The 13,265-nt window shown below is 65.3% G+C and carries 14 protein-coding genes; 9 read left to right on the top strand and 5 right to left on the bottom strand.

Annotation, left to right across the window (positions count from 1 at the left end):
* Window positions 1-23: 23 nt before the first annotated feature.
* From J1M86_RS03935 to J1M86_RS03930, 3 genes are all read right to left on the bottom strand, one after another.
* Window positions 24-797 (bottom strand): glycerophosphodiester phosphodiesterase family protein, encoded by a 774-nt coding sequence (locus J1M86_RS03935; protein WP_269418201.1) that lies wholly within the window; start codon window positions 795-797, stop codon window positions 24-26.
* Complete coding sequence (locus J1M86_RS26215) at window positions 794-1,720, bottom strand: DUF4328 domain-containing protein (RefSeq protein WP_230555765.1); 927 nt, start codon at window positions 1,718-1,720, stop codon at window positions 794-796. Before J1M86_RS26215 ends, J1M86_RS03935 begins: the two co-directional genes overlap by 4 nt.
* Before the next feature lie 86 nt (window positions 1,721-1,806).
* On the bottom strand, window positions 1,807-2,124 hold the full coding sequence (locus tag J1M86_RS03930; RefSeq protein ID WP_206509133.1) for a rhodanese-like domain-containing protein: 318 nt from the start codon (window positions 2,122-2,124) through the stop codon (window positions 1,807-1,809).
* Window positions 2,125-2,350: 226 nt separating this feature from the next.
* Between J1M86_RS03930 and J1M86_RS03925 the strand changes: the two genes are divergently transcribed.
* A complete protein-coding gene (locus tag J1M86_RS03925; protein ID WP_075837765.1) occupies window positions 2,351-3,277 on the top strand; it encodes an LLM class F420-dependent oxidoreductase in 927 nt (308 codons plus the stop codon).
* 26 nt (window positions 3,278-3,303) lie between these two features.
* On the opposite strand, the gene J1M86_RS03920 is transcribed toward J1M86_RS03925, so the two are convergent.
* Window positions 3,304-4,404, bottom strand: a complete 1,101-nt coding sequence (locus J1M86_RS03920; RefSeq protein WP_187346671.1) for an acyltransferase — start codon at window positions 4,402-4,404, stop codon at window positions 3,304-3,306.
* Window positions 4,405-4,694: 290 nt separating this feature from the next.
* Here J1M86_RS03920 and J1M86_RS03915 point away from each other — a divergent pair, with 290 nt between their 5' ends.
* The 6 genes from J1M86_RS03915 to J1M86_RS03890 all read left to right on the top strand — a co-directional run bounded on the left by J1M86_RS03915 (window position 4,695) and on the right by J1M86_RS03890 (window position 10,187).
* Window positions 4,695-5,318 (top strand): superoxide dismutase, encoded by a 624-nt coding sequence (locus tag J1M86_RS03915; protein WP_206508890.1) that lies wholly within the window; start codon window positions 4,695-4,697, stop codon window positions 5,316-5,318.
* Between the two features lie 217 nt (window positions 5,319-5,535).
* The gene (locus J1M86_RS03910) at window positions 5,536-6,063 is read left to right on the top strand and encodes a peptidase (RefSeq protein WP_206508889.1); all 528 of its coding nucleotides are present in this window, start codon (window positions 5,536-5,538) and stop codon (window positions 6,061-6,063) included.
* 236 nt (window positions 6,064-6,299) lie between these two features.
* A complete protein-coding gene (locus J1M86_RS03905) occupies window positions 6,300-7,010 on the top strand; it encodes a TMEM165/GDT1 family protein (RefSeq protein WP_075837693.1) in 711 nt (236 codons plus the stop codon).
* A gap of 42 nt (window positions 7,011-7,052) precedes the next feature.
* Window positions 7,053-8,306 (top strand): sensor histidine kinase, encoded by a 1,254-nt coding sequence (locus J1M86_RS03900; protein ID WP_206508888.1) that lies wholly within the window; start codon window positions 7,053-7,055, stop codon window positions 8,304-8,306.
* A complete protein-coding gene (locus tag J1M86_RS03895) occupies window positions 8,303-9,310 on the top strand; it encodes a hypothetical protein (RefSeq protein WP_206508887.1) in 1,008 nt (335 codons plus the stop codon). Before J1M86_RS03900 ends, J1M86_RS03895 begins: the two co-directional genes overlap by 4 nt.
* A 109-nt stretch (window positions 9,311-9,419) precedes the next feature.
* Window positions 9,420-10,187: an SDR family NAD(P)-dependent oxidoreductase gene (locus tag J1M86_RS03890; RefSeq protein WP_206508886.1), complete on the top strand. Its 768-nt coding sequence runs from the start codon at window positions 9,420-9,422 to the stop codon at window positions 10,185-10,187.
* A 106-nt stretch (window positions 10,188-10,293) separates the two neighbouring features.
* Here J1M86_RS03890 and J1M86_RS03885 read toward each other — a convergent pair whose 3' ends face one another.
* Complete coding sequence (locus tag J1M86_RS03885) at window positions 10,294-11,907, bottom strand: TM0106 family RecB-like putative nuclease (RefSeq protein WP_206508885.1); 1,614 nt, start codon at window positions 11,905-11,907, stop codon at window positions 10,294-10,296.
* Window positions 11,908-12,047: 140 nt separating this feature from the next.
* Here J1M86_RS03885 and J1M86_RS03880 point away from each other — a divergent pair, with 140 nt between their 5' ends.
* Together J1M86_RS03880 and J1M86_RS03875 are read left to right on the top strand one after the other, a co-directional pair.
* Window positions 12,048-12,698, top strand: a complete 651-nt coding sequence (locus J1M86_RS03880) for a DUF6474 family protein (protein WP_075837694.1) — start codon at window positions 12,048-12,050, stop codon at window positions 12,696-12,698.
* Between the two features lie 15 nt (window positions 12,699-12,713).
* Entirely contained in the window at window positions 12,714-13,259 is a 546-nt protein-coding gene (locus J1M86_RS03875; RefSeq protein ID WP_206508884.1) for a hypothetical protein, read from the top strand.
* Window positions 13,260-13,265 lie beyond the last annotated feature (6 nt).

The raw sequence follows: 13,265 nt of genomic DNA, 5'->3' as shown, positions 1-13,265 counted from the left end.
CGCTCCCTGGGTCACTCCGCGGGTTACGCTCCCGCCCCCTGGTCGAGCCAGGCCCGTGTTCGTCCGGGGTTGTTGGTGGCGATCCATCCCACGCCCAACTCCAGACACAGCTCGACGTCGGCTTTCTCGTCGACGGTCCAGCAGTACGTCGCGCGTCCCGACGCCGCGGCCCTGTCCACGATCCACGGGCGCTCGCGTAGCGACTTGATCGACGGCCCCACCGCGGTCGCGCCGACCGCCGTCGCGGCGCCCCCGCCGAGGTAGCGAGAGGCGTCGCCGAGCAGCACAGTGGGGAGCAGCGGCGCCATCCGACGGACCCGCCACACCGCGGTCGGTGCGAACGACATGATCACCGCACGCGAGTGGGCCGCGGACGCGGGCTGCGCCAATCCGTAGCGATGCAACTCGGCCAGCACCTTGTTCTCGACGAGAGAGCCGTAGCGGACCGGGTGCTTGGTCTCGATGAACAGTTTCACCGGTTTGCTCGTCCAGTCCAAGACCAGCTTGATCAGGTCGGACAGGAGCAGGACTTCGGCGGGTTCGCCTTCGGCGCCGTAATCGAAGGTCTTGAGCGTCTCGTAGGACAGTCCGCTGACCAGACCGGTTCCAGTGGAAGTTCTGTCGACTCGACGGTCGTGTACGCACACGATGTGCCCGTCCCGGGTGATCCGCACGTCACACTCGAGGGCGTCGGCTCCCTGCTGGAGTGCGTGGTCGAACGCGACGAGGGTGTGTTCCTTCTTTTCCTCGGAGGCGCCGCGGTGGGCGACGACGAACGGGCGACGACGATCGCTCACGACGTCGACGCTTTCTCGTGCTCGACGCCGGACTCGGTGTCGGTCTCGATGTCGGCATCGGGGCGCTCGGTGTTGCGGCTGCGGGGAACGGCAACGACCCAGCGCGTGGGATCCGGCCGTCTGCCGCCGCGCCATCGAAGTTCGTCGACGCTGCGCATGAGGTAGATCGTCAGCAACGCAACGCCGGCGGCCACGAGGCACAGCAACGCCGCCAACAACACACCGTCGGCACGCGCCTGCAAGGAATCTCGCGTCCGCCAGATCGATACGAGCAACATGAGAATCCAATCGACGACCCACATCGCCCACCAGAGCCGCACGAGCAACAGCAGTCGATCTCGATCCGGGCCGTTCTTCCGCTCGACCAGCTCGGTGAGGTACACCCCGGGCAAGACCAGCGACAGGACGGGGACGAGGCACCCGATCAGCAGCGACCGCACGCTGCGGGGATCGCGCTGCCCGGCCCGCTCGAACACGGCGCGACGCCTCGTCACCAGCCAGCATCCCGACGCCACCGCGGCAGCGACGCCGATGACGATGGAGGCGACCTGCGAGAAGAGAACGAGTGCATCGGAGATGACGAGCGTGCTCGGGCTCACCAGTCGTGTGCGGTTGTACAGCAGAATCGCGTACCGCAGCCCCTCGGCCACGACCGCGACACCGAGCAGGGCGGCGGTGAGCATGAGGAGCCCGGAGGCCGCGTCGGACCAGCGCTCGACCCGAGTTTCAGGTTCGTCGGCGGTGTCCACCCGGCGGTCTGTCAGACCCCAGCGCGGGATCTGATCGTATTTGGGCGTGGCGACCTGCCGGGCAGTCCGCACAGGTGTGCGTTGGGGGTTCTTGCTCTTGGGCTTGCGCGCTACCCACTTGAAGTTCCGTCTACCTCGGGCCGGGGCCTGCGCGGAAACCGGTGAGAGCAGCACTCCGTGACAACGCGGGCACCACACCGCTGGGCGTGTCCCGACGGGCCACCGCGTCGCGCATCGCGCACAAACCTGGAAAGCGGCCACTAGACGATTCTCGCCTCGGTGCCGTCCTCGCGCACCAGCGGGCGACCGGCGGCGACCCACGCGTGCATTCCGCCATCGACGTTGACGGCTTCGTAGCCGATCTGGGTCAGGTATTGCACGACCCGTGCCGACCGTGCGCCCACCCCACATACGACGTACGTCGACGCGTCCGGCTCGATTTCACCCACTCGCGAAGGCACTTCGCTCATCGGGATGTGCAGGGCGCCCGGGGCGTGGCCGTGACGCCATTCTTCATCCTCGCGAACGTCGAGCAGTATCGACCCGCTCAGATCGGCGGGAAGCTCGGCAGCGGGCACAGCGGGCACAGCGGGCAGATCCGGAGCAGACACGTGCACGATCTTGTCACGCACCCTGCTCGGGCTGCCACCCGCAAACCTCGCGAGTTGTGGATAACCCGGGTGGGTTATCCACAGTATCCACAGGCCGATCCACAGAATTCGGACAATCGCCGGTTTTATCCACAGGTTTCGGCGCTCCTACACTCGAATCATGGTTATATCTTCCAGCGCGGAATCCGCCGGCATCGAGCTTCGTGTCTTCACCGAACCTCAGCAGGGCGCCACCTACGACGACCTTCTTCGGGTGGCGCAGTCTGCAGAAATGCTGGGGTTCGGCGCGTTCTACCGTTCGGATCATTACCTCGCCATGAACTCCGACGGGCTTCCCGGACCGACCGACGCGTGGATCACTCTCGCCGGCATCGCCCGGGAAACCTCGTCCATCCGCCTCGGCACCCTCGTCACGTCGGCGACCTTTCGCTACCCGGGCCCGCTCGCGATCAGCGTGGCGCAGGTCGACGCGATGAGCGGTGGCCGAGTGGATCTCGGACTCGGTGCGGGCTGGTTCGAGGAGGAGCACAGGGCGTACGGCATTCCCTTCCCGCCACTCGGTGAGCGGTTCGACAGGCTCGAAGAATCGTTGGCCATCATCACCGGCCTGTGGGAAACCCCGTCGGGTGAGACATTCTCGTTCGACGGCAAGCACTATCCGATCACCGATTCGCCGGCGCTGCCCAAACCGGTTCAGTCGCCGCGTCCGCCGATCCTGATCGGCGGGAAGGGCAAGAAGCGCACGCCCGCCCTGGCCGCGAAGTACGCGGACGAGTTCAACATCCCGTTCTCCTCGCTCGAGGAGACCAGGGTTCAGTTCGACCGCGTGCGCGACGCCGCATCCGAGGCCGGCCGCGATCCGAAGTCCCTGCTCTACAGCAACGCACTCGTGCTGTGCTGCGGCAAAAGCGAAGAGGAGATTGCCCGACGGGCATCGAAGATCGGACGTGAGGTATCGGAGTTGCGTGAAAACGGGGCGGCGGGGAGCCCGGCCGAGCTGGTCGACAAGATCGGCCGGTTCGGCGAACTGGGCGCCTCACGCGTGTACTTGCAGACGCTCGACCTGGCCGATCTCGATCATCTCGAGCTCGTCGCGTCCGAGGTCATGCCGCAGCTCTGAGGCCGCAGCTGTGCGGTCGGGTGTTCCTAGTGGGCGCTCGACTGCGCTACGTGCGTGCGGCTGCGGAAGCGTCCATTGAGCCACCGGGCGGCCGGCGTCTCCACCCACCGGTAGAGGATTTCCGACGCCACGGCGGTGACGGCAACGAACGCGATGACGGCGCCGGTCGGTCCCGTGTAGGGAACAACGAACTGGAAAACGCGGTACAGGATCAGCGTGTGCAGGAGATAGATCGCGTAGCTACGGGTGCCCGTCCAGCGGATGATCGACCAGTGCGCGGCCCGTCCGTCGTACCGTCCGAGGAGCAGAACCATCGCGGCGACGACGATGATGGTCCACAAGTACCGGCCGCCCGCCCAGTAGGCGCCGACCTCGGTGGCCAGCTGCACCACGACGGCCTGGGCGAGCACTGCCACGAGGATCGAGCGCCAGCCGACGATCTTGCTCCAGCTCAGGTAGATGATCTGTCCCAGAAAAAGCGTCGGCAGCGTCGCGGCGATCTTCGACAGCATCGGGATCGTCCACGGGTCGGGCACGAGCGCGTTGTAGAGGAGCACGACGCTGCACAGCGCCGCGCCTATGATCGGCACCAGAATGGGCCGCGAGCGGAGTACGTCACGGGCGGCGACGCAGTAGAGGTAGAACATCAACTGCACAGCCAGGGTCCAGGTGACGCCGAGGACTGCGACTTGGGGCTTCAGGAAGAATCCGCCGAGGAAGAAGCTGAGCACGGCCTCGAAGTTCGAAACTCCGTCCTGCGGGCCGAACATTCCGTTGATGCCCAGCCGCACCAGAATAATCGCGAGCGCGATGGCCACCCACAGCGCAGGAATCAGTCGCGAGAGCCGACTGACGGTGAAATCTCGTCGTGACTGGCGCATCGCAGACCGGGTGACGAGCAGACCGGTGAGAAGCATGAATACCGCGACACCGACGAACGAGAGATGATGGTTCACGCCGATGACCTGGACGAAGAGCCAGTATCCAAAGTCGAGCATCCACCAGCCGTCGCCTCGGTCGTCGATCAGATAAAAGGAGATGTGGGAGTACAACACGGCCAGAACCGCGATGAATCGCAACAGATTTGCACCCGCGAGTTCGACTCGCGGTGCGTAGACAGCACTCATCGCAGAAGGTGAGTCGGCTTGCTCGCCCGATCTGCGCAAAGGGGACACCGGGCCATGGTAGTTGCCCGTTCACCTGCTGGACGAATTGTGGGACCTTGCCGTGACCTGTCCGTTACCTACGCAGGTTGTCGGAATTGTCCGGAATCGATCGAACGGAATGGATCTCGATTACAACTGTTGCACTGAGGGTAGATATGGGATTGGGTTGAGCCCTACGAAAGATCCACAGTAGGACGTGCGCGCCTTCGAATTCACGGTGAGCGCGGCGTCGAGAAGATGAAGGGAACCACGTGTCCGAGTACACCCTGCCCGACCTTGATTTCGATTACTCCGCTCTCGAGCCTCACATCTCGGGCGAGATCAACGAATTGCACCACTCGAAGCACCACGCAGCGTACGTCGCCGGCGCCAACACCGCACTCGAGAAGCTCGCAGCGGCTCGCGAAAACGACGATCACGGTTCGATCTTCCTGTTCGAGAAGAACCTCGCGTTCCACCTCGGCGGACACGTCAACCACTCCATCTGGTGGAAGAACCTCTCGCCCAACGGTGGCGACAAGCCCGAAGGCGAACTCAGCGCAGCAATCGACGACCAGTTCGGCTCGTTCGACAAGTTCCGTGCGCAGTTCACCGCAGCCGCCAATGGCCTGCAGGGATCGGGCTGGGCAGTGCTCGGCTACGACTCGCTGGGCAAGAAGCTGCTCACCTTCCAGCTCTACGATCAGCAGGCCAACGTGCCACTCGGCATCATCCCGCTGCTCCAGGTCGACATGTGGGAGCACGCGTTCTACCTGCAGTACAAGAACGTCAAGGCCGACTACGTCAAGGCTTTCTGGAACGTAGTGAACTGGGCCGATGTCCAGGCACGCTTCGAAGCAGCGACGTCGAAGACCCCGGGTCTGATTTTCCCGTAGTTTTCCGCCGGTTTTCGGCGGTTCCGCCGGTTTTCGGCATGAATGGGCCATTGCAACGGCTAGACGGTTGCAATGGTCCATTCATGCGTCTAGGGGGGGAGCGTCAACTGGCACTCGCACTCTCTTGTGTGCCAGCCCGTCCTCATTCATGCTTGCCGTACCCAACGTGGTGTAACCGGGTATCACCCCTGGCCGAATCACCCAAGGGAGCTGTGAGATGAACGAGCGCAAACTCATCGGTATTTCCCCTTTCCATGCCGCAGGATTGCTGCGCGGCTTCGTCGTGTCGGGTCGCTGGCCGGATACCACCAAGGAGTGGGCTCAGTTCCTGGCGCTCGCCGTGCAGGTCGCGTCGATGCCCGGTTTGCTCGCCACCTCCACGGTGTTCGGCGTACGCGAGGAGCTTCCCGACGACCCGGAGCCCGGCGTGGTGGGTCTCGTCCTCGCCGACGGACCGGTAGTCGGTGAGACGGCCGTCACACCCGGCCGGTATGCCCAGCACCAACCGTCGGCGCTGTTGATGCTCCATCCGCCCTCGGAGACCACGCCGTCGCTGCCCGAGTGCGCAGGCGCGGCCTCGGGCTGCGTGCTGCTTCCGGGTTTGCCGCATCTGGGCCTCGAACACCGCGCCGCCTGGGTCGAAGCCGAATCCGACGGCACCGTCACGGCCATGCGAAGCAGGGTGGGTCTCGATCCGATCAGCGATCCCGACACCGCAGTTTTGGCAATGCTCCTCGCGTCGTGAACCGTTCCCGCAGTCGAGACTTCGGGAAGCCAAACTTATTGTCCCGATGGACAATTCGGCCCCCGCACCATAGTGTTGGCGCCAGCGAAGGGGAGTAGCCCGCAATTGCTGTGTCGACATACTGGCCGACGCCGAAAGGTGTAGCCCGGCACGGTGAACCGTCCGTCTTGCTCACGAAGCAGACGAAGCGGTGGGCGAGACCTTCGGTCATGTAGTCGACCGAGGAGTCCCCGCCCGTGCTTTCTGCCCTGTTGCTCAGCTTCGCTGTCATCTTCGTCGCCGAACTCGGTGACAAGTCGCAGCTCATGGCGATGACGTTCGCACTCCGGTACCGCTGGTACGTCGTCATCGGTGGCATCACCGTCGCCACCACCATCGTGCACCTCGTCTCCGTCGCCGTCGGCCACTTCCTCGGTCTGTCGATACCGACTGCGGCCATCTCGATCGTCGGCGGTATCGCGTTCGTCGTATTCGGGTTGTGGACCCTGCGCGGCGACTCCCTCTCCGAGGACGAGGGCGCCAAGGCGTCGAAAATCACCCGGTCGGCCTTCCTGGCCATTGCGTCGGCGTTCTTCCTCGCCGAACTCGGCGACAAGACCATGCTCGCGACGGTCACCCTCGCCACCGACAACGACTGGGTCGGTGTATGGATCGGGTCGACGGTAGGCATGGTTGCCGCCGACGCCCTCGCTATCGTCGTGGGCGCCGTCCTCGGTAAACATCTGCCGGAACGGACGATTCAGTACTCCGCGGCTGCGCTGTTCTTCGTCTTCGGCGCGATGCTGTTCTTCGAGGGCATCGCCCCCGGCACCCCCGCACCGCTGATCGCTGCGGGAGTTGTTCTGGCGCTGTCCATCGCGACATGGTCCGGCGCGACCGCATTCCGCCGTCGCCGGACACGTCACGAGGCGTCATTCGAACGACTGAAGGCTTTGAAGGACAGCTGAAGTTCCACCTACACTCCTCGGCATAGATGCGGAGGAAATGGCATGTCCGTGGTAACCAAGGCTGCTGCACCGATCGTCGACACGGCCGCAGACGGCGAAGAACGCAGGTCGCTCGAACGACTGGTGAAGATGTTCGCTCGGTTCGTCGGCACCGGTTATGTCGCGTACTTTCTGATCCTCCTGCCGGAGATCCGACGCACCGCATTTCTGACGCCGACCTGGTGGAACTGGTTCTGCGTGATCGCCGTATTCGGTACGGGCCTGCTGTTCGGCCTGTCCTCCTTCTCGGGGAGCATCCGTGCGATCCGCATGGCCGGAAGCATCGCGGCGGTGACCTACCTGCTGTGTGTGCTCGGTTGGTGGCTGGCCTGGGATCAAACGCTGTTCGACGTACAGGGCGTGTATTTGAGCACCTTCCCCGGCTTGGCGTCCTTGGCCGCCGCCAGCGTGTGGCCACCGGTGCTGGTCTTCGTTCACATGACTGTCGGCGTGATCGCGGCGCAATCGATCAACTACGTGCTACGCGAACCGTTCGTGACCACACCGCTGTTCGCCGACATCGTCTTCGGCATGATGTTCTGCACCATCTTCGTCGCGGCGACACTTGCCGCCTTGCGAACCGCACGGATTCTCGACGCCACCATCACTCGAACGCAGGCACAGGCGGCACGGTCCGCAGCGGCGGCCGCGCGAGCGGTCGAGCGAGAGCGGTTCGATGCACTCACTCACGACGGAGTCATGTCCTCACTGCTGTCGGTGGCGCGGCAGGGAAGATCGCCGAGCGTGGTCAACCAGGCTCGGCTCACCCTGCGGCAACTCGACTCGCTCCGAACGCATTCCGCGCCGACTTTCGTCGATGCCGACGAGGCCATCGCCCAATTGCGCGCTACAGCAAACGACGTCGACGAATCAGTCATCGTCCATATCGAGTCGATATCGCAAACGTCGACCTCCAACGTTGAGCCGCAGACGTATCCCGCCGACGCTGTCCGTGCCATCGGTGCGGCATTGGCAGAGGCGATGCGCAACAGCCTCCGCCATGCTGGGCCGTCGAACCGCTCCGTCACCGTCCGGACGCAACCGGGCATTCTGCAGGCCACGGTCACCGATGACGGAGTCGGGTTCGACCGGGCCTCCGTCCCGCCGCACCGACTCGGAGTCGCGGTCAGCATCGAGGGCCGACTCCGGCAACTGCCAGGGGGCGCCTCTCGGATCGATTCGATTCCGGGACAGGGGACCACCGTGCATCTCACCTGGTGCGCGTCGGATGTTCCCCGCACAGCAGCATTCGGATGAACCACATTCAGGATGTCCGCGATCTGCTCGGGATGCGTTCTCGCGCTGCATATGCGGTGGTGGCGTTCTACGCGTTCGCATTGACGGTGAGCGCCTTGTCCACTCTCGAGGGAACGAGCAACACGTGGCCGATCCTGCTCGCAGTGCTCGTCTGCGTGAGCGGTGCATTCACCCTGATTGCGGCACCGGGTGATCCCCTGCCGATGACGACGACGCTGGCTTTGCTCGCAGTGGGGCCGATCAGCTGCGCACTGGTGTATTCGGCTATCCCTACACCGGTGACGAGCACATTGCAGACATGGCCGCTCGGCGCTTCCGTCGCGATCTACACCTTCATGTGCGTACGCGGCCGCACCTGGTTTGCATGGTTCGGTTTGACGCTCATGCTCGGGGTAACCATCCTGTGGGCAGCCGCCAATCAGAATCTCGCCTACGGTCTGTCGTTGTCCACCATCAACGTCGCCCCCTTACTGATGGCCACATTCTTCGCCTTCACCATCCGCCCGCTCGGCAGATCCATCTTTCAACTCCGAGAGCAGTCGACTCTTCGCGTCGCAGCCGCGGCAGCTGCGTCGGCCGCTCTCGACGAGCGCGACGCTCAACTGCGCCGCCTCGACGAACAAGCTCGGCCTCTGCTGGGGCGAATCGCCGACGGTCCCGAACTCGACCAGAGTGAGCTGCTCGTCTGCGAACTCCTCGAAGCCGACCTCCGCGACTCCCTGCGCGCCCGAGGCCTGTTGACCGCCCGCCTCGCGCGTGCCGCGCGCTCGGCTCGAAGCCGCGGGGTGCAGGTGGTCATGCTGGATGACCGCGGTGACGTCGAACTGGACGCGCACGTACGAACGACACTGGCGGACTCGGCTGCGGATCGACTCGACACCATCTCCACCGGGTCGGCGACGGTGCGTCTGCTCCCGCCGGGCCGTCCCCTCCTGGCCACCATGCTGGTCGACGCCGCGAACACCTACCGGGTCGAGTACGGCCACGACGGTCGGCCTGTGTGAGGTGGGTGTCGCCTCCGACACATCCCCGTACGCCCCCGAATCACCGCACAGTTATGGTGCAAGGCGAGTTCGGCCACACCGGCCGCCGACCATGAAGGAGTGCACAACCGTGGAGATTTCGGGAACAGCAGCATTGGTCACAGGAGGGGCGTCGGGCCTCGGTGCAGCGACGGCCAAGCGCCTCGCCGACGCGGGAGCCACCGTCTTCGGACTCGACCTCGCACAGTCCATCGAACGCGCGGGTGACAGCGTCCCCGAGGGCGTGACGCTGATCGCCGCAGACGTCACCAGCGAGGAAGAAGTCGAGGCCGCGCTCGACAAGATCGCCGAGGCCGGGGTGCCGCTGCGTATCGTCGTCAACTGCGCAGGCGTCGGTTGGGCAGGTCGAATCCTGTCCAAAAGGGGTCCGCACGACCTCGAACTCTTCCGCACGGTCATCACCATCAACCTGCTCGGCACGTTCAACGTCATGCGCCTGGCGGCCAACCGCATGCAGTCGCTGGAAACCGTCGATGACGCCGGTCAGCGCGGCGTCGTCATCAACACCGCATCGGTTGCGGCATTCGAGGGACAGATCGGCCAGATCGCGTACACCGCGTCGAAGGGCGGCGTGCACGCGATGACCATCACCGCAGCACGCGACCTGGCGCAGGCGGGCATCCGCGTCAACACCATCGCCCCCGGCATCGTCGACACCCCCATGCTCGCCGGAGTAACCGAGGAGTACCGCAAGGGGCTCGAGGCGAGCGTTCCGTTCCCCTCGCGCCTCGCGCAGCCGACCGAGTACGCCCAGCTGGTGCAGATGATCGCCGAGCACGACTACCTCAACGGCGAAACCATCCGTATGGACGGCGCGATCCGGATGGCACCGCGGTAGCTTTTCGCCCCTCCCCCAATCGCTTGAATGGACCATTCATACGCCTAGACAGCATGAATGGACCATTCATGCGGTAGGGGGCCGGCGGTAGGGCGGGGGCCGGCGCTCAGGCGCTCGGGCCCACACGCAAGGACTCGAGGGTGGGGATCTCGGATTCTGCGCGGTCGCTCATCCATTCGCGCAGGACCTTGGTGGCCTGCACGTCGTCCTCGTTGTAGATCAGCAGTCGCTGACGCTGGGAGTGGTCGGGCTCGGCGTCGTATCCGACTGCGTCGCGGTACCAGCCCATCGATGCCTCACCGCCGGCTTCGTCATCACGCCACTCGAAGCCGGCGACGGGGGCGATCTTCTTGAGCCCTTTGCCGTTGGGACAGATGAACTGATCGCTGACGGCCTGGTAGATGTCCACCCACTGCTCGCTGTCGATGAACTCGCGGATCTCCGCCTCCGACGGCACTCCGGGTATATCGGCGAAGCGTCGCGCCGAGTCGAGCAGCCATTTGTCCTCTGCCTGGCGTGAATAGCAGTACGCGGCAAAGGTTCTGCCCGTTGCGGCGGCCTCGGCTCGCTTTCCCATCAGCCAACGCCAGAACTCGGCGAACGATCGACCCTCGTCCACCGTCGGCAGCGGGTCCCAGGTGACGAACCCGCGGTACACCGGAGGCGGTCCCCCAGCCTCGGTCAGCAGCGTGCCCCACAGATACGCGCCGTGATCCTGGTACGACTCCATGTCCACGTCGACCTCGATGTCGGCGCGGCGGACGGTGACCTTCTCGGTGCGGCGCAGCAGGGGGACACCGGACTGCCACGCCATTGCAGCGGCCACGGCGTCGTCGAAGCTGCCGAACGGCCAGTCCTCCGGCACGGGTCCAGTGAACTCGGCGAGTTCGTCGATGGTGTAGACGCCGTTCTCGCGCAGTACCTCCGCCCGCATTCCCGACGCCACCAGCGAGACGTCGCGGTTGGCGGCCAGTTGCGGGCGGCAGTCGGTCCACCACGAACACGATCGGCATTCGCTGACCTGTGATGGCACGGTGAATTTCTCGCCGCGGGCCACAGCGAGGCGGTCTTCGAAGCGAGTGTCGTACTCGGCGAACACGGTGCTCAGGTCGTGTACGAGGATGCACTCGGCGCGGAATCCGATGACTCCGCCCAGCGCGCTCGGCGACGCCAAGCCCTCGAACTCGAGCATCCGGTGCAGATGCGCGAGCCGCAGTTGATCGCGAAGCTGGCTACGAACCTTGCGCGACTCGTCGACGGTGGGCGCCCAGTGGTCGAACGAGGTGGTGACGGCCCCGCGGCCTGGATCGGTGACCTTGTGGTTGACCACGATGATGGGGATGTAGCCGACTCCGGCGGGGTCGCGCATCAGCAGCTCACTGCGACCGCGGCGTCCGGTATCTCGCTCGGCGGGGAGGACCGCGTTCCAGATCCACTGCGCGCCGCGGCGGCAGGCCGCCATCGTCCGTTCGGCGGCCGTGCGCGCATCGGAGGCCTCGATCTGGGTCCAGCCCTCGAGACCTGCGGCCAGCACGGCGCGGATGGCCTCGCGGTGCGCCTGCGCGGCTTCTCGACGCTGCCGTACCCCCGGGTTCTCCGGTTCGAGTCGCTGCAGCGAGGAGTACGCGGTATCGAGGTACAGCCGGTGTCGGCAGCGCGTCAGAGGTCCGGAATCGATGAACACCGGCGGTGCCGATCTCACCGACCCGTTCGCCGGCATGGGCTGACTCTTCACAGCTCGAGCCTATGTCCCCCCACCGACATGCCCGATGCGACCCACCCGCGCGAACGGATAGGCTGTGACCGAGCCAGCGCGAACGCCGCGCCGAACCGCCGAAGCTGATGTAAGGGGCCTTGTCGATGGGGTTGTTCCGCAAGCGCAAAGGTCGTGCCACTCGAAAGGCAGAGGCCAAAGCTCTCAAGCACAAAGCCGGCCTCGAGGCCAGGCTCGGTGCGAAGAACGAGCGCAAGCAGCTCGCGGCCATCGCGAAGTCCCAGCGCAAGCTCAATGCAGTCGAAGCCAAATCGCAGAAAAATGTCGAGAAGGCCCAGGTAGCGACGCTCCGGGCACAGCAGAAGGCCGCCTCGCAGGGCGGTTTCTCGGCGGCGCAGGTTCGCAAGTACATCGGTATTGCGCGCGTCCTGATCCCAGTTCTGACGCCCATCTTCTATCGCGGCGCGACGGTTCTGCGTGGACACCTCGACGAACGCAAGGCAGCCAAGCTCGGCGTCAGCCCCGCCGAGCTCGGTGAGTTCACCGGGCACGGCGCGAAGCTCAGCGCGCGCATCGCCGCCGCCGAGAAGTCCCTCGCCCGAGTCACCGCGTCCAATTCCGATGCCGAGACCGGCAAGTTCGCCGACGCCATCTCCCAGCGCCTGTCCGATCTCAGCACTGCTGTGCAGACCGCGGAGCTGATGCCGGCAGCCCGCCGCAAGGCTGCGCACCATGCCATCTCGGCCGAACTCGACGGAATCGAAGCGGACCTGCTCGCACGGCTCGGCATCCGCTAGCTCCTCGCTGCCGTCATGACCTCGCCCGCCGCCTCGCTCCGCGGCGGAGCTGTCGGCGCACTGACCGTCGCGCTCGCCGTGGCCGCCCACGGCACCGCGGGTGGGGCGTATCCGTCGGGATCGGCACTGACATTTCTGATGATCGTCGGAGTCGGCGTCGGCGCGGTGTCGATGCTGCCCAGTCCGAGTTCGGGACGTGCCGCGCTGACGACGGTTCTCGGCGGGCTCGTGTTCGGACAGTTCGCCGGGCACCTCGCGCTCGCCGTCGCTGTTTCCGGCACATCGGCCGTCCCACACGAGGCGGTGCACGCGCATTCGGTGGTGCCGAGTACGCCGATGTTGGTGCTGCACCTCGCGGCGTCGGTCGCTGCGGCCGCACTGATCTGCGTCGCCGAACAGCTCTACGGCCCGATCACCTCGATCATCCGCGCCGTCCTGCATCCACCGCTGACGCTACCGGTCTCCCCGATCCGCCTCGTCACCATCGACCGGCCCACCTACCTCGCGCCGCTTTCGTTCACGACATCCATCTCGAGACGTGGCCCACCTGCATCGGCCTGAGCCGTT

It is taken from the genome of Rhodococcus sp. KRD197, assembly GCF_017168235.1.
Classification (GTDB): domain Bacteria; phylum Actinomycetota; class Actinomycetes; order Mycobacteriales; family Mycobacteriaceae; genus Rhodococcoides.
The sequence above is the reverse complement of the archived record's forward strand: the minus strand, read 5'-3'. Positions and strand labels throughout refer to the sequence as shown.

Coding starts and splice junctions, on each gene's coding strand:
- J1M86_RS03920 (WP_187346671.1), bottom strand. CDS start 4,404: ATGAGTGCTGTCTACGCACCGCGAGTCGAACTCGCGGGTGCAAATCTG.
- J1M86_RS03910 (WP_206508889.1), top strand. CDS start 5,536: ATGAACGAGCGCAAACTCATCGGTATTTCCCCTTTCCATGCCGCAGGA.
- J1M86_RS03900 (WP_206508888.1), top strand. CDS start 7,053: ATGTCCGTGGTAACCAAGGCTGCTGCACCGATCGTCGACACGGCCGCA.
- J1M86_RS03895 (WP_206508887.1), top strand. CDS start 8,303: ATGAACCACATTCAGGATGTCCGCGATCTGCTCGGGATGCGTTCTCGC.
- J1M86_RS03885 (WP_206508885.1), bottom strand. CDS start 11,907: ATGCCGGCGAACGGGTCGGTGAGATCGGCACCGCCGGTGTTCATCGAT.
- J1M86_RS03880 (WP_075837694.1), top strand. CDS start 12,048: ATGGGGTTGTTCCGCAAGCGCAAAGGTCGTGCCACTCGAAAGGCAGAG.
- J1M86_RS03875 (WP_206508884.1), top strand. CDS start 12,714: ATGACCTCGCCCGCCGCCTCGCTCCGCGGCGGAGCTGTCGGCGCACTG.